The organism is Pedobacter petrophilus (assembly GCF_009674725.1).
In the GTDB taxonomy this organism is placed as follows: domain Bacteria; phylum Bacteroidota; class Bacteroidia; order Sphingobacteriales; family Sphingobacteriaceae; genus Pedobacter; species Pedobacter petrophilus.
This window is the reverse complement of sequence record NZ_WKKH01000030.1, coordinates 14,446-28,924: the sequence shown is the minus strand read 5'-3', so window position 1 is coordinate 28,924 and position 14,479 is coordinate 14,446. Positions and strand designations below refer to the sequence as shown.

Sequence of the window (14,479 nt, the reverse complement as noted above, 5' to 3'; positions counted from 1 at the left end):
TAAGGCGATTTGCCAAACCTTAGCCCTAAATCTTAAAATCTTAAACATGCTTAAACACCTAAAAACCTTTTCCGGCCATCAAAATCCTGTTTATGCACTTGCTCATTCAGATAAAGATGAAATTTTCTTTAGCGCCGGGAACGACAAAGGCATTGTAGAGTGGTCATTATCAGAAATGGCTTTTGTTAAGATAAAAATGCCCGTTCAAAGCTCTGTTTATTACCTGCACTATTTCAATAATCTTTTATTTATTGGAGAACGTAGCGGTGCATTTAGCGTTTACGATTTAACACAAAACAAAGTAGTTGAAAGAATTAACGCCCATACCAAACCAATCTTCAATATTCAGACGGTTAAAAGTAAAAACGAATTGTTAACCACTGGCGAAGACGGCTCTGTTGCAGTTTGGTCGCTTAAAGATTTCTCGGAAATTTATCGCTTTCAGGCCGCTTACGATACCGTTAGGGCGATCTCAATCTCGCCAGATGAAACTGAAATTGCTTTTGGATGTAAAGACCATTTAATCAAAATCTATAATCTGGCCGACTACAGTTTAAAGCAAAATCTGGAAGGTCATTCTTTGCCCGTAACCGCGTTAGCTTATCATCCCACAGGAAAATATTTGATTTCTGGCAGCAGAGATGCGCAATTAAAAATATGGAATTTGCCCGGCTATGACCTCAGAGAAACCATTCCAGCACACCTGTTTACGGTTTACGATATTGCTTTCCATCCTACCCTGCCCTACTTCGCAACGAGCAGTCAGGATAAAAGCATTAAACTTTGGGATGCAGAAAACTTTAAACTATATAAGATTTTAAGCCTGGAAAAAGCCGGAATTGGTCATACACATTCCATCAATAAAATCATCTGGAGCAATGATGGAAAGTTTTTAATTTCAACAGGAGATGATCGGAAAGTGATGGTTTGGGAAATGGGAGGTTAAGACTTTTTTGTTTTCAAAGCAGCAATCAACACTATATGCATTTAAGAGTTCAATAAAATCTTGCTCAAACATTATAGTTTCCTTCTATTTACAGCCTTAACTATCTTGTCTGGGAAAGAGCCATTAAGCCATGTAAAGTAATTTTTACGCAATGAAACTACAGTCTCCAGACGTGCTAAAACAGGTTGATTCAACCAAAAGAGAACATCAAGTTCATCTTCATCTTCCATTTTAACTCTATTGACAACCATTGCCATTTTTCTAACTTTAGGCTCCATAATCTAAAATTGATACTAACAAATATAACGAAATTTACAAAGATTTTTCTACAGTTTAGGTTCAAAAAGCTATTCCACAAACCTTTTAATAATCCTTAACTTATGGCTATAAACACCTAATTCTCTGTTAAAAATCCCCTGGTCATCAATTGGATCGATCTTTACCTTTGCTGATGCATGGATGATTTCATTCGGGTTTAACATGATCCCAACATGCGTAATCTTTCCTTCTTCATTATCGAAAAAAGCCACATCTCCAGGCTTGCATTCCGCTAAAAAGCCCACCAGTTCACCTTGTTCTGCCTGCTGCGAAGCATCTCTGTTTAATTTAATATTCAGCATTTTGAAAATCGTTTGCGTAAAGCCAGAGCAATCCATGCCGAACAAATGTCTTCCTCCCCACAAATAAGGAACATTCTGAAAGAATTTCGCAGTTGCTTCCACCTGCTGAACGAAATCGCTCTTCGAACTATCGTGAGGTTCAAAGTTCAACCTGAACTTTTCTTTACCAACAGAGCAGTGTCCGTCAGCGAAGTAAGGAATATTACTTCCCGGACTCAAGTGATAAAGACTGCCATCGGCCGCCAGAAGTTCATTATTAATACTGAGCGGAGACAATAATTTACAATCCTGCAGTTCTACAAATTGATCTTGAGTGATGGCTGCCAGCTGCCTGAAATCCATCCAACCCTGATAGCCATCGTAACCGTTTTGAATTAACCACCAACGCTCATCTTTCTGAAGAATCTCCACATGTTCGCCAAATAAAAGTTGCGAAACTATTTCTGCCCGATCTGAAGGTTCTGCTCTTAAAGGTGCCACGGCAATCCTGCAAATCCCGTATTGATTTTCCATCTGATTATGCTCGTTAAAGATTGAGTAAAACTAATAAATTACATCTATTGCATAACATTTTGAGTGTAAAATTGTTATTTTTATGATGATCATTTAAACTACCCATTATGCATTTTAAGAAAATATTAATTGCCGTTGATAACAGTACCTGCTCAGAAAAAGCAGCAAAAACAGGTTACGACATGGCTGAAAAATTTCAGGCAGAGGTAGCACTTGTGAATATTATTGAACCTGTTCCGGCAAATGTAAATCCCGACCTGACGCTGGCACCTGTGTTTTTAGAAACTTACGATAACAGCGAAGAAAACAGCCACGTTCTCTTAAAAGAAATTGAAAATAAATATGGTAATGGTATTCCGACAACCTACCTGAGTGTAGTTGATACTGCAGCTCACGGCATTATTCAGCAGTCTGATGAATGGGGTTCTGACCTCATTGTAATTGGAACTTACGGAAGAACAGGCTTATACCACTTTTTAATGGGAAGTGTTGCAGAACACGTGGCAAGAAAATCTGCCTGCCCGGTATTGATTATTCCGAACAAATGGGATATAGCCGAATAAATAAATTTAAATGAAAAAACTACTTCTCTTGCCGGTATTGTTTGTCTTATTGACAAGCAGTGTATCATATGCACAAATCAGCAGCAATCAGGTTTCCCTTACCGACGAGAAATTCAATAAGATAGATTCGCTCTTTAAAAAATACCTGGATAGCGGCTGGATAAAAGGTATAACAGCCAATATCTCCATCAATGGAAAAACCGTTTACGATAAGGCTTTCGGCAATCAGGTTGGCCGGCCATTTAAAACAAGCGATATTTTAAGAATCGCTTCACAAACTAAGGCCGTAACGAGTGTTGCTGTAATGATGCTTTATGAAGAAGGGAAATTCAAATTAGACGATCCCATTTCAAAATACATTCCGGCCTTTAAAAACCCGAAAGTTTTAGATAAATTCAATCCAAAAGACGGCACTTATACCACTAAACCTGCTCATCGGGAAATTACCATTCATGATTTACTTACCCATACCTCCGGACTCGGCTATGCACAAATCGGATCCGGTGAAATGAATCTGATTTATGCAAATGCAGGCATCGAGGCCGGTTTTGTGATCAATAAGAAAAATTTAGAGACCGAAATTAATAAACTAGGAAAACTGCCTTTGGCCTTGCAACCTGGTCAAAAATGGTCGTATAGCTTAAGCGTAGATGTTTTGGGGCGTTTGGTGGAAATTGCATCGGGCTTAAACCTAGATCAATTTTTCAGGCAAAAGATTTTCATCCCATTGGGGATGAATGATACTTATTTTGCATTACCTAAAGCGAAACAAGATAGGTTAGCCTCAGTATATACAGAAGACCCAAAAACGCATGAAGTCAGGCCATGGGAAGATGGTGGTTTTCCCGGTGCAACGGTAAATTATCCGATAAATGGCAACGGTTATTTTGCTGGCGGAGCGGGATTGGTATCAACTTCTAAAGATTATGGAATCTTTCTACAAATGCTTTTAAACGCAGGGGAGTATAACGGAAAAAGAATTCTCAAGAAAACCACGGTAGACACTATGACTGTAAATCAAATCGGCAATTTATCGCTTGGCGACAATAAGTTCGGATTAGGCTTTGAAATTGTAACCGAAAAAGGAAGTAAAAAAGTTGGACAAACAGCAGGTTCTTATGGCTGGGGAGGATTTTTCGGTTCTACCTATTGGGTAGACCCACAAAAGAAACTTACGGCGCAAATTTATATTCAACAATGGCCATTCTCTCACGGTGCGTTAAATGATCAATTTAAATCGGCAGTTTATCAGGCGTTAAAATAATAGCGAAAAAAAAATCCCGATCAAATCGGGATTTCTTAATTAAATATTTTTAAGACTATCCTTCCTGGTGCAACCAGGTTTTTTTAGCCAATAATTCTTCTTCTGTTTCACGGATATCTTCATCATCTACACAACAATCTACCGGGCAAACAGCAGCACACTGAGGCTCATCATGAAATCCTTTACACTCTGTACATTTATCCGATACAATGTAATATACCTCATCAGAAACTGCCTCTTGAGTAGCGTCAGCTTCAATTTGTTGATTACCGAAATCAATGATGCCTTCCAGGTTTGTACCGTCAGAAAAACGCCATGCAGTACCGGCATCGTAAATTGCGTTATTAGGGCATTCCGGTTCACAAGCCCCACAATTTATACACTCATCTGTTATTTTAATCGCCATGTCTTCGTCTAATTCTTTTGCTTAAGTTACCTTTGCGCTTGCAAATATAAGATTTAATCAATTAATAATAATTCTAAATATGTCAGCGTTAACTCAGGAAAAAGCAATAATTGCATTTAAAGCACTCGGCAAAAAGCTCGCTCATCCTACTGACGTTTTGGAAGATCAGATTTACCAGGTACAAAACAGTAATGCATGGTTCACATTAGAGAATATTGAACGATCAATTTTATCATTTTCTGAGATGCTCAACGATGCAGATCTAGCACAATGGTTTAAAACAGCCAGTTTCACTTCATCACCAAAAAAAGTGGGCCTTATCCTCGCAGGAAATATCCCGATGGTTGGTTTCCACGATGTTTTATGCGTATTGGCAACCGGAAATATTGCCTTAATTAAATTATCTTCATCTGATGATCAGCTGATTAAAATTATTATTGCAGCGCTGATTAATATTGAGCCGGCATTTGAAAATAGAATAGAATATGTAGAAAGGCTGAAAGATTTTGATGCGGTAATTGCCACCGGAAGTAATAATTCTTCGAGGTATTTCGATTACTATTTCGGCAAGGTGCCCAACATCATCAGAAAAAACAGAAACAGTGTAGCCGTTTTAGATGGTACTGAAACTCCTGAAGAAATAAAAAACCTAGGCGCCGATATTTTTGATTATTTCGGTTTAGGCTGCAGAAACGTTTCAAAGATTTTTTATCCTAAAGGATATGATATCGCTAACTTTTATGAAGGCATTGAAGGTTACAGCGATATCATTAACCATTTTAAATATCAGAATAATTACGATTATAACAAATCTATTTACCTGGTAAATGCAGCTAAACACTTCGATAACGGGTTTTTATTACTCAAGGAAGATGAGCATTTAACCTCTCCCCTGGCGGTATTATTTTACCAGGAGTATGAAGAGCTATCAAAAGTTGAAGATCAGTTGAAAGCCAGTGCCGGGCAGATTCAGTGTATCATCACCAAAACACAGCTAAGTGTTCAAACCTTTAATTTTGGCGAAAGTCAGCACCCAAAACTTTGGGATTACGCAGATAATGTAAATACCATCGAATTTTTAAATTCCCTTTCATAACAATTTTTGGATGGTTTGAATCAGCTAAGCAAGCAGCATAGCCTATTCGTCTTTTGCCTTTCAGCTTTCAGCTTAAATAGCTATTTTTGGACACAATGTATATCGTAAAAGTTAAAGGCATCGCCAAAATTCCTGATTATGTGCAGTTGAGAGATGAAAAATTTACGCTCCTGGCTTATTTTCGGGTAGACAGACCAGATAAATCCTTAGAAAAATTAGGTCTGGCAGAAAAACAAGATTACATTATGGAAATGATTAAAAACTTGCCTTTCGGGCAAATTGCTAAATTAGAAATATAGAATGGCAGGAAACGCAGTAATTCACTTAAGCAATGTTGATGTTTTTCAACAGAAACACTTAGTACTTTCAAACGTAAATTTACATATCGAAAAGGATGAGTTTATCTTTTTAATTGGTCAGACTGGTTCGGGTAAAAGCAGCTTACTAAAGATCTTATATGGCGATTTACACATTGGAAACGGTGAAGGAAACATCGCTGGTTTTAATTTAAAAAATTTAAAGGAAAGCCAGGTGCCTTTTTTACGGCGTAAGTTGGGGGTAGTTTTTCAGGATTTCCAACTACTTACTGACCGTACCATTGAGAAGAACCTGGAGTTTGTATTACGGGCAACAGGCTGGAATGACCAAAAACTAATTAGCGAGCGCATTAAAGATGTGCTGGATAAAGTTGGTTTACGCTCTAAAATCAGAAAAATGCCTCATGAGATCTCTGGTGGAGAACAACAAAGAATTGTAATTGCCAGGGCTTTATTAAATGATCCGGAAATTATCCTTGCGGATGAACCAACGGGAAATTTAGACCCCGAAACATCAGAAGAAATTGTAACGCTGTTGAAGCAGATTAGCCAGGCCGGAACCGCGGTTTTAATGGCCACTCACGATTACCACATCATCCGCACTTTTCCGTCCCGCATTATAAAATGTGAAAACGGAGTAATATTAGAAGGTGCCCAAATAGCATAGTGATGTAAACATAATATTTACGATGACCGCAGTGCGGAATTGTAAATAGTTATCCTCCGATCACCAATTAAATGTCAGTCGATCAGCCAATCTGTTCAGATAACTACAAATAAATCTGACAGCTTGGCTGATTTACGTTAATGGCAAAATAGTTGACGTTAACAGAAAAAATTCAGCCTAGTATTATGTTTAATAAGAAGAAAAACAACGACAAAGAAGAAAATATAATGAATCCTGAAAATACATCAGAAAATGCTGCTGAAAATGTAGAGAATGCTGATGCTACTGTCAATGAGACAGAACAAGCGCCGGAATTATCCGCAGAAGAAAAATTACAAGCTGAAGTTCAACAGCTCAATGATAAATATTTACGCTTATACGCAGAGTTTGATAATTACAAACGCCGTACGCAAAAAGAGCGTGTAGAGTTATTGCAAACTGCTGGTAAAGATGTAATTGTATCTTTATTGCCAGTATTGGATGATTTTGACCGTGCCTTAAAAGCAATGGAAACTGCAGTTGAAGTAGCCCCTGTTAAAGAAGGAATTCTTCTGGTGAGCACCAAATTAAAAAACACACTTGCACAGAAAGGTTTAAAGGATGTAGAAAGCATCAATGAACCATTTAACACAGATTACCATGAGGCAATTACCAACATCCCTGCACCTACAGAGGATTTAAAAGGAAAAGTAATTGATGAAGTGGAAAAAGGCTATACCCTTAACGATAATGTAATCCGCTTTGCTAAAGTTGTAGTTGGAGCATAAAAACATAATTATTGGATGCCAGAATGAGTGAGTGATGGAATGGCTTATACATTCTCTGATTCAATCCTTTAAAATTCAATCATTTTAAAATAAAGATGAGTAAAAGAGATTATTACGACGTACTAGGCGTTAGCAAGAGTGCCGCAGCCGATGAGATCAAGAAAGCCTATCGCAAGATGGCGATTAAATATCATCCGGATAAAAACCCTGGCGATAAAGCTGCAGAAGACAACTTTAAGGAAGCTGCGGAAGCTTATGAAGTGTTAAGTAATGCCGAAAAGAAACAACGTTATGATCAGTTTGGTCATGCTGGTGTTGGCAGTAGCGCATCTGGTGGTTATGGCGGTGGCGGTAATATGAACATGGATGATATCTTCAGTAACTTTGGAGATATTTTTGGTGGACATAATCCTTTCGAAAGCTTTTTTGGTGGCGGAGGCGGTGGTGGCCAGCAACGTGGCGGCCGCAGAGTAGCTAAAGGCACCAATTTGCGTATTAAAGTAAAGCTAACCCTTGAAGAAATTGCTCACGGTGCAGAGAAAAAAATTAAGGTTAATAAGTTAATCGTTTGTAAAACCTGCGATGGTTCCGGAGCGAAAGATAAATCATCGGTAAGCACTTGTGGTACTTGTGGTGGCAGCGGACAGGTAAGACGCGTTACCAATACCATTTTAGGCCAGATGCAAACTGCATCTACCTGCCCTACTTGTAACGGCAGCGGTCAGCAAATTACTTCTAAATGTACAGTTTGCCATGGAGATGGCGTGGTACGTGGCGAAGAAACCATCACCATTAATATTCCTGCAGGCGTAAGTGAAGGCATGCAGTTAAGCATGAGTGGAAAAGGGAATGCAGCACCAAATGGAGGCATCCCAGGCGATTTAATTATCCTGGTAGAAGAAACGCCACATGAAGCTTTAAAACGCGAAGGAAACAATATCGTTTACGATCTGCATTTAAGTTTTGCTGATGCTGCATTAGGCATTAGTCTTGAAGTACCCACTATAGATGGTAAGGCGAAAATTAAAATCGAGCCGGGTACACAAAGCGGAAAACTATTGCGCCTTAAAGGAAAAGGTTTACCAGAAGTAAATTCTTACCAAAGAGGTGATGAGATCATCCACATTAACATCTGGACACCGAAAGCATTAAGTAGTGAGGAACGTACGCTGTTAGAGAAATTGCGTGAATCTCCAAACTTTAAACCGCAACCGGGTAAAAATGACAAAAGTTTCTTCGAAAGAATGAAAGAATATTTTGAGTAATTAATTTCGATATATAATTAAACCGATGGCTTTCACCATCGGTTTTTTTTGTTTATTACTTTTAAGAATTTAGGCAGCCAGCTATTTCTACGTTTTTCTATCTGACACCGGGATAAACATTAATTTATTTTAGGGAAACTGCCTTTGCAGGCGGCATCAATATCACCTTCTTTTATGAAGATTATTGGAGTCGGATTAATTCAATAGATTAACTTAAGCATTCAATCACTAAACTAAGTTAACTGGTTATTAATCTACGAAATAGTTATAGGTAGTACGCATATACTCGTACTTTCCAATCAAATCTTCCGCATGACCCTGGGTTAATTTGCCATCTACAGACGCATCTCTGATGGCTTTTTTAGCCTCAATCAGGTAATCTTTAAAACTATCGTTGAAGGTTTTAAATGCACCGTCTTTACTTGGAAATTTTGTTGCATCAGGCGCTGACATTTCTATATGCTTAGTGTTTTGTGCGGCAAGGGTTTCGTAAGCTGACTTTATTTTTGCCTCATTTGCTTTAAAATCTTTCGTTTCGATAAGCAATTTATTAAATTCTCCTACTGCTTTTCTATCGTCCTTCATGGCAAAAATATATTCTTTTAACGGATGAGTTTTCAAAATAACCCGCTCTGCATCATCACCAATCACTTCCAGCCTTGCTAAAAGATTTTCGTCATATTTATAGTACGTTTTATTCATCGAATAAATAGAATCTATTAATTTATTTCCTTTAGCACTTTTATCATCCTTCCAATCTTCAGCTTTGATATAATCATCCAAAGCTTTATACGTATCCTTAATTTTTGCAAGCGTTTCGTTCAAACCGGCTACATTCTCTTTGAAATACTTCTGGTCTGCGTTGCTTAGTGATGATGGCGGCGTTTCAGGTTTAAGTTCCGAATGGCTGAAACCCGACGAAGAGAAAGGTGAAACGATTCCGATAAATGCAAATCGGTCATTTGGATTTGCTAATCCCTTAGCTAACTTCTGTAAATTCTCGCCCACCCTTTTCAGGTAAGCATTGTTCTGATCAGTTAAACTAACCAAAACATTATTATATTCTACAATTTGATTGGCATCATCATTACCGGCAGCAGCATACTCGGTCTTAGCGGCGGTTTCTTTTTTATCGCCGCCTTTGCAGGCTGTAAATGAGATTGCTACAGCTATAGCTAATAATTTAATTGGAAACTTCATTTTTTAAGGGTTTTTTTAGATGTTTGATTAATTAGCGCTTAAAACTTATAGGTTTAAGAATAATTTAAACAACATAAAGCAAAAGATGTTTGAAAAGGAAGTATATATTTTATGTGCGCTATCATCTATCTTTCCGCTATCGTTTAGTTTATTGAAGGAGTAAACAATCAGATCCGTTCAGACTGATATTTATGAAAAACAAATCATGAAGATTTGGATCTGATAAATGAATGCGAAACTTTGCAACCGTTGATAAATTATAAATTTGCCTGATTAATTTAAATTGTCATTTATGGAAAACCTCTTCCTAATCTGCCTCATTCCGCCTGCTTCGATTGTTGAGGATGTTGATAAAATCAGAAACTACATTGCCGATGAGTTTAAAGTTTACGAATCCTTAAAAAGACCTGCACACATTACGCTTATAGCTCCCCTTAAAATTACTTCGGGAGCTACCGAGAAACGGTTTTTTAGTGCCTTATCAACTGCAGTCTTTTCAGATGCTTTTACACAGGTGCTCTCCCATTTCAATGCTTTTCCTCCACATACTTTCTACCTGAATGTAGAACAGAATCGGGGTATTATGAGTCTTCAATCGGAAATTAAGAAAGCCTTAAATCCGTTGAAACTTGATTCGCAAAGGGATAATTTTAAATTTACCCCTCATTTAACTTTAGCTTTCAAAGATGTGAAACCGCCTGTATTCGAATCAATTATTAAGGCTTTTAAGGATAGAAAATTCAAAAGAGCCTTTACCGTTTCGGGGTTTTCTGTTTATAAACACATTGATAAAAAGTGGCAACCGTATAAGGAATTTCAATTTCGAAACCCCCAGGAAAATCCGTCTAAAAGAGATCTTTTTAATAGTTAATATGCTTAGAATGGCATTCCAATTCCGAAATTATACTGTACAAAACGATAGGTATCAGGGCCATGCGATGCATTATAATCATCCTTAAATGCTTTGGTACCTGAGAAGAGCTTGCTGATCACCCATTGATCTGAACCCGAGAACTGAGGATCTTTCAACTTCAAACCCACATCAAATCTGAATACAAAATACTGAACATCATACCTAAAGCCAACGCCGGTTCCAATGGCCAACTGTTGTGCGAGTTTGCTGAATTTAAATAACGTCTTTTCGCGGGTTGCATCATCCACATTAAAAATAAAGCTGGAGTTATTCAGGTTCCAGATATTTCCTGCATCCACAAAAGCAGCACCCTTTAATGTTGCACCAAAAAATTTCTTTACCAGTGTACAGCGGTATTCAAAGTTAGTTTCGATTTTCATCTCACCCAACTGATCCAGACCAAAGAATGCTTTACGGGCTTCCGGTGTTGGAATTACCTCACGATTGTAGTTTCCAGGGCCTAAAGTTCGCGCCTGCCATGCACGAATTCCGCTTGATCCTCCGGCAAAGAAAAGTTTTTCGAACGGGATTCCATAATTGGCTGCATTACCATACGCATACCCTACACCTGCATTTACACGGGCAATAAACTGTCTTTCTCCCCCTAAATGTTTATACCACCTCAAATCTACTTCCGGCCTGACATATTGGTTAAATGGTAAACCTAAAATTTTAGCCGTATTCCCTCTTGATGGATCGCGTTCTGCACCGGTAAGACTTGTAATGGCCTGAAGCAGGTTACCGGCAATGTCTATTCCGCCCCGCAAGTACACAAACGTGCGATATTGATTTAGCTTGTCGTTATTTAATGTATAAACATATTTCATACCGAGGGTAAAATCTTTCCGATTCAGTAAGGCAGCATAGTAAATATTATTATTTAATGTAGTAGAATCTACTCCCGACTCCACATTTCCAAAACGGTACTCAAAGTTAAGAGGCGTAAAAGAGTGAAGCTTAGATTTCGTTTCAAACCAGTCGTAAGTCACTGAATTAATAAAAATATTCCTCACTGAAATATCTTTCTGCAAGGCATAAATATAGCTCGACGAAAAAGTAGTATGAGGCATTCCATTTCCACCAAGTTCCGGGTTATAAAATGGGATAATCAGTCGCGGCACCGAGATACTTGCACTTACAGAAAAATCGCGTTGATAGATATCCTTAAAAGGTTTCGAACCATTTCCTATCCTGGACTGTAATCCACCTTTAATCTGCAACTCAAATCGTTCAGCCCCCCTAAAAAAGTTGTTGTTGGTGTAGGTATTACTTAAATTAAAGCCTACTGTACCTGCATTAAAAGGAATTTCGCCTTCAACCCGGTTACTCATCACCTTCTGTGGTGTTAATAAAATAATCGGAATAAGTTTGTTTGATGTACTGTCCTTATTGTAATAATCAATTTTTACATTCTTGAAAATATTCAGTTCATAAAGACGGTCGAATGTTAAATTCTCGTTTCTGATATCAAACATATCTCCCCTTTTAAGAAAATCGTACCTCACTATCGGGTTTTTTCTATAGCGTTTAGAGAAATCGGTAAAAATGATTCCCCCCACAGTATCTTTACTGAGTTTGCTTCTTACCGAATCCGGGAAACCATCCGGACTAGGCGCAATAATCATGTGCGTATAATCAATGTTGTATTGCTTATGCGGTCCGGCTGGTGGATTGGTAATGTTTAATCTTAGGTTAACTTTATCTGGCTTTTCAGTTTCAATAACATCGAAATTTACATAAGGTCTTAAAAAATAGAAATAACCATTTTCTTTCATCACACGGTAAATCTGTTCTCTTTCGTACGTAAGCGAGTCTACATCGTACTGCATTCCTTTACGCAGCCGTGTAAAAGTTGGTTTAACGCTTTCATAAACATTTTTTACATTTTCAGTAAAAATTGAATCTGATATTTTATCAATATAAGATGCTTTACCTTGATTGGCGATAAATTTGATCTCTGCTTTTTTATTTTCTACTTTAATTTTTGCAGCAACTTTTGCATTAAAATAACCTTTACCAACCAGAAATTTTTGAATCTGATTTCGGGAAATTTCAACCAGAGTACTGTCTAATATTGCTGGTGGAGTACCGAACGGCTTGATGTTGTTCGTTTTATATCTTCCATCTTTAGTATTAAAAAAATTATATAACGGCACGTTGATACTAAAAGCAGATGGCGGCTTAATATCCTTTTGAACATAATTGTATGCCTGCTCTTCAAATCGTTCGTCAACGCTATCAATAGTAACCTTCTTAACAATTGATTGATAATCTGCAATGTATTTTGTGGATGAACAGGCTTGAATTAAAACAATAAATAATAGTAATATTGCAAGACTTTTCAGTTTAGAATATATAAAGGGTTGGTATGCTTTCAAAATCTCAGATTAGTTTTATTAAATCATTACATCAAAAAAAGTTCCGTAAAGAAAGTGGCTTGTTTCTGGTTGAAGGCATAAAATCTATTAAAGAGTTTATCACATCAAACTACCAGATCGACACTATTTATTACGTTAGTGAGCAATATCAACTTTTACCCAAATTACCCGCAAATATAACTTTATTTGAAGTAAACAACGCTGAATTAAGCAAGATTAGTACTTTACAAATGCCGCAAGGATTTTTAGCATTAGTGAAAACGCCAGAAACTAAACCAGTAAGCAAAAAAGCATTAAAAAATAAGTTTACGCTTGTGTTGGATGGGATTCAGGATCCGGGTAATATGGGTACCATTATCAGAACGGCCGACTGGTTTGGATTTGAGAACATTATTTGTTCTTTGGATACCGTTGAAGCTTACAACCCTAAAACCGTGCAAGCCACCATGGGATCTTTAGCACGGGTTAATATTTTTTATGAGGAATTACCTACCTTCTTAGCGAACATTGACATTCCGGTTTTTGGCGCGTTGTTAGATGGACAATCAATTTACAAAACCCAATGGGGTGATGAAGGTCTGATAATTTTAGGCAATGAGGGAAAAGGAATTTCAGCAGAAGTGATCGAAAAAATTAATCAACCGGTAACAATTCCTCGGGTTGGCCGGGCCGAATCATTAAACGTCGCCGTAAGCGCGGCTATTTTTTGCACTGAAATAGTGAGAGTTAAAAATTAAAAAGATATTTATTGAGATATTATTTGCGAAGTAAGTTATAATTGTTATTTTTGCAACCTTGAATTTCAAGGTCGAGTGGCCGAGTGGCTAGGCAGAGGTCTGCAAAACCTTCTACAGCGGTTCGAATCCGCTCTCGACCTCCATTTGTACAAATAAAATAATTAAAAGGTTATTACCATGGCAGTTACCAGATTAAAAAGAAAAGACAGAAGAAATAAAAATACAGCTCACCAAGAGGTAGCATTTTTAAAAAGAGCAACTAACATCGAGTTAGGAAGCCGTTCTGCACAACCTAAAAACGATCAATTAGCTAAAAACAACGCTGTTTTAGCTGGTTTAACAAGATAGTTTTTAGAAAAAATTTTCTAAAAAAATTAAAGCATCCTTCTGATCAAAGGATGCTTTTTTTATGCCCTGTTTTTTAGGCAAATGCTCTTTACCCAGGCATACCCTGCACTTTCATATTATAATGATAAATCCCAGGTCCATTTGGACTTTTGAATGAAGATTTATATCTTACATAATAATCATTACCAAACCTGAAAGACGCCTCAATGAATAAGCAAGAGAACAAACCGGACGAAATAACTATCGACGAACTTATAATAAAAAGGAAAAAAATAATTGGTGCGGGCATAGGCTTAGGGATTGTTGCAATTATTGCCTTTGCGATTATCTTCTACATTGCTATAACAAAAAAGAATTACGCTTTAATGGGTCTCACCGGAGGCATTACCATTCCTTTTCTACCTATTCTTATCTATTTGAAGCAGCTTGATAAGGAAATTAGTTTACGTAACGCAAATCGGATCAGTTAACTGATATTT

General features: G+C 37.4%; 17 protein-coding genes and 1 tRNA gene. 13 read left to right on the top strand and 5 right to left on the bottom strand.

Annotated features, from left to right (window positions below):
- The first annotated feature begins 46 nt into the window (after positions 1-46).
- Positions 47-946: a WD40 repeat domain-containing protein gene (locus GJU39_RS16765; protein WP_154282155.1), complete on the top strand. Its 900-nt coding sequence runs from the start codon at positions 47-49 to the stop codon at positions 944-946.
- Between the two features lie 71 nt (positions 947-1,017).
- On the opposite strand, the gene GJU39_RS16760 is transcribed toward GJU39_RS16765, so the two are convergent.
- Both GJU39_RS16760 and GJU39_RS16755 read right to left on the bottom strand, forming a co-directional pair.
- Positions 1,018-1,224, bottom strand: coding sequence for a hypothetical protein (locus GJU39_RS16760; protein ID WP_154282154.1), 207 nt, complete (start codon positions 1,222-1,224; stop codon positions 1,018-1,020).
- Positions 1,225-1,293: 69 nt separating this feature from the next.
- Entirely contained in the window at positions 1,294-2,079 is a 786-nt protein-coding gene (locus tag GJU39_RS16755; protein ID WP_154282153.1) for a C40 family peptidase, read from the bottom strand.
- Positions 2,080-2,186: 107 nt separating this feature from the next.
- Between GJU39_RS16755 and GJU39_RS16750 the strand changes: the two genes are divergently transcribed.
- Positions 2,187-2,642 (top strand): universal stress protein, encoded by a 456-nt coding sequence (locus GJU39_RS16750; RefSeq protein ID WP_154282152.1) that lies wholly within the window; start codon positions 2,187-2,189, stop codon positions 2,640-2,642.
- A gap of 10 nt (positions 2,643-2,652) precedes the next feature.
- Positions 2,653-3,906 carry a serine hydrolase domain-containing protein gene (locus GJU39_RS16745; protein WP_154282151.1) on the top strand — a complete coding sequence of 418 codons (1,254 nt, stop codon included), beginning with the start codon at positions 2,653-2,655 and terminating at the stop codon, positions 3,904-3,906.
- A gap of 55 nt (positions 3,907-3,961) precedes the next feature.
- Here GJU39_RS16745 and GJU39_RS16740 read toward each other — a convergent pair whose 3' ends face one another.
- On the bottom strand, positions 3,962-4,312 hold the full coding sequence (locus GJU39_RS16740) for a 4Fe-4S dicluster domain-containing protein (RefSeq protein WP_154282150.1): 351 nt from the start codon (positions 4,310-4,312) through the stop codon (positions 3,962-3,964).
- A gap of 79 nt (positions 4,313-4,391) precedes the next feature.
- On the opposite strand from GJU39_RS16740, the gene GJU39_RS16735 reads away from it, so the two are divergent.
- The 5 genes from GJU39_RS16735 (at position 4,392) to dnaJ (ending at position 8,424) form a co-directional block, all read left to right on the top strand.
- A complete protein-coding gene (locus GJU39_RS16735) occupies positions 4,392-5,408 on the top strand; it encodes an acyl-CoA reductase (protein ID WP_154282149.1) in 1,017 nt (338 codons plus the stop codon).
- 95 nt (positions 5,409-5,503) lie between these two features.
- Positions 5,504-5,707, top strand: a complete 204-nt coding sequence (locus tag GJU39_RS16730) for a fructose-6-phosphate aldolase (RefSeq protein ID WP_154282148.1) — start codon at positions 5,504-5,506, stop codon at positions 5,705-5,707.
- Position 5,708: 1 nt separating this feature from the next.
- Entirely contained in the window at positions 5,709-6,392 is a 684-nt protein-coding gene (locus tag GJU39_RS16725) for a cell division ATP-binding protein FtsE (RefSeq protein ID WP_154282147.1), read from the top strand.
- Positions 6,393-6,577: 185 nt separating this feature from the next.
- A complete protein-coding gene (locus GJU39_RS16720; protein ID WP_154282146.1) occupies positions 6,578-7,159 on the top strand; it encodes a nucleotide exchange factor GrpE in 582 nt (193 codons plus the stop codon).
- 95 nt (positions 7,160-7,254) lie between these two features.
- Complete coding sequence (gene dnaJ / locus GJU39_RS16715) at positions 7,255-8,424, top strand: molecular chaperone DnaJ (protein WP_154282145.1); 1,170 nt, start codon at positions 7,255-7,257, stop codon at positions 8,422-8,424.
- Between the two features lie 249 nt (positions 8,425-8,673).
- Here the strand turns inward: dnaJ and GJU39_RS16710 are convergent, their stop codons facing one another.
- Positions 8,674-9,624, bottom strand: coding sequence for a DUF3829 domain-containing protein (locus GJU39_RS16710; RefSeq protein WP_154282144.1), 951 nt, complete (start codon positions 9,622-9,624; stop codon positions 8,674-8,676).
- Positions 9,625-9,916: 292 nt separating this feature from the next.
- Between GJU39_RS16710 and GJU39_RS16705 the strand changes: the two genes are divergently transcribed.
- A complete protein-coding gene (locus GJU39_RS16705; RefSeq protein WP_154282143.1) occupies positions 9,917-10,495 on the top strand; it encodes a 2'-5' RNA ligase family protein in 579 nt (192 codons plus the stop codon).
- 5 nt (positions 10,496-10,500) lie between these two features.
- Here the strand turns inward: GJU39_RS16705 and tamL are convergent, their stop codons facing one another.
- Positions 10,501-12,915, bottom strand: a complete 2,415-nt coding sequence (gene tamL / locus GJU39_RS16700; RefSeq protein WP_154282142.1) for a translocation and assembly module lipoprotein TamL — start codon at positions 12,913-12,915, stop codon at positions 10,501-10,503.
- Between tamL and GJU39_RS16695 the strand changes: the two genes are divergently transcribed.
- The 4 genes from GJU39_RS16695 (at position 12,906) to GJU39_RS16680 (ending at position 14,470) form a co-directional block, all read left to right on the top strand.
- On the top strand, positions 12,906-13,652 hold the full coding sequence (locus GJU39_RS16695) for a TrmH family RNA methyltransferase (RefSeq protein WP_154282141.1): 747 nt from the start codon (positions 12,906-12,908) through the stop codon (positions 13,650-13,652). The genes tamL and GJU39_RS16695 overlap by 10 nt on opposite strands.
- 69 nt (positions 13,653-13,721) lie before the next feature.
- A tRNA-Cys gene (locus GJU39_RS16690) sits at positions 13,722-13,795 on the top strand.
- Between the two features lie 34 nt (positions 13,796-13,829).
- On the top strand, positions 13,830-14,000 hold the full coding sequence (locus GJU39_RS16685) for a spore protein (protein WP_154282140.1): 171 nt from the start codon (positions 13,830-13,832) through the stop codon (positions 13,998-14,000).
- A 206-nt stretch (positions 14,001-14,206) separates the two neighbouring features.
- Positions 14,207-14,470 (top strand): hypothetical protein, encoded by a 264-nt coding sequence (locus GJU39_RS16680; RefSeq protein WP_154282139.1) that lies wholly within the window; start codon positions 14,207-14,209, stop codon positions 14,468-14,470.
- Positions 14,471-14,479 lie beyond the last annotated feature (9 nt).

Coding starts and splice junctions, on each gene's coding strand:
- GJU39_RS16765 (WP_154282155.1), top strand. CDS start 47: ATGCTTAAACACCTAAAAACCTTTTCCGGCCATCAAAATCCTGTTTAT.
- GJU39_RS16760 (WP_154282154.1), bottom strand. CDS start 1,224: ATGGAGCCTAAAGTTAGAAAAATGGCAATGGTTGTCAATAGAGTTAAA.
- GJU39_RS16755 (WP_154282153.1), bottom strand. CDS start 2,079: ATGGAAAATCAATACGGGATTTGCAGGATTGCCGTGGCACCTTTAAGA.
- dnaJ (WP_154282145.1), top strand. CDS start 7,255: ATGAGTAAAAGAGATTATTACGACGTACTAGGCGTTAGCAAGAGTGCC.
- GJU39_RS16695 (WP_154282141.1), top strand. CDS start 12,906: ATGCTTTCAAAATCTCAGATTAGTTTTATTAAATCATTACATCAAAAA.
- GJU39_RS16705 (WP_154282143.1), top strand. CDS start 9,917: ATGGAAAACCTCTTCCTAATCTGCCTCATTCCGCCTGCTTCGATTGTT.
- GJU39_RS16740 (WP_154282150.1), bottom strand. CDS start 4,312: ATGGCGATTAAAATAACAGATGAGTGTATAAATTGTGGGGCTTGTGAA.
- GJU39_RS16725 (WP_154282147.1), top strand. CDS start 5,709: ATGGCAGGAAACGCAGTAATTCACTTAAGCAATGTTGATGTTTTTCAA.
- GJU39_RS16750 (WP_154282152.1), top strand. CDS start 2,187: ATGCATTTTAAGAAAATATTAATTGCCGTTGATAACAGTACCTGCTCA.
- GJU39_RS16685 (WP_154282140.1), top strand. CDS start 13,830: ATGGCAGTTACCAGATTAAAAAGAAAAGACAGAAGAAATAAAAATACA.
- GJU39_RS16720 (WP_154282146.1), top strand. CDS start 6,578: ATGTTTAATAAGAAGAAAAACAACGACAAAGAAGAAAATATAATGAAT.
- GJU39_RS16735 (WP_154282149.1), top strand. CDS start 4,392: ATGTCAGCGTTAACTCAGGAAAAAGCAATAATTGCATTTAAAGCACTC.
- GJU39_RS16680 (WP_154282139.1), top strand. CDS start 14,207: ATGAATAAGCAAGAGAACAAACCGGACGAAATAACTATCGACGAACTT.
- GJU39_RS16730 (WP_154282148.1), top strand. CDS start 5,504: ATGTATATCGTAAAAGTTAAAGGCATCGCCAAAATTCCTGATTATGTG.
- GJU39_RS16710 (WP_154282144.1), bottom strand. CDS start 9,624: ATGAAGTTTCCAATTAAATTATTAGCTATAGCTGTAGCAATCTCATTT.
- GJU39_RS16745 (WP_154282151.1), top strand. CDS start 2,653: ATGAAAAAACTACTTCTCTTGCCGGTATTGTTTGTCTTATTGACAAGC.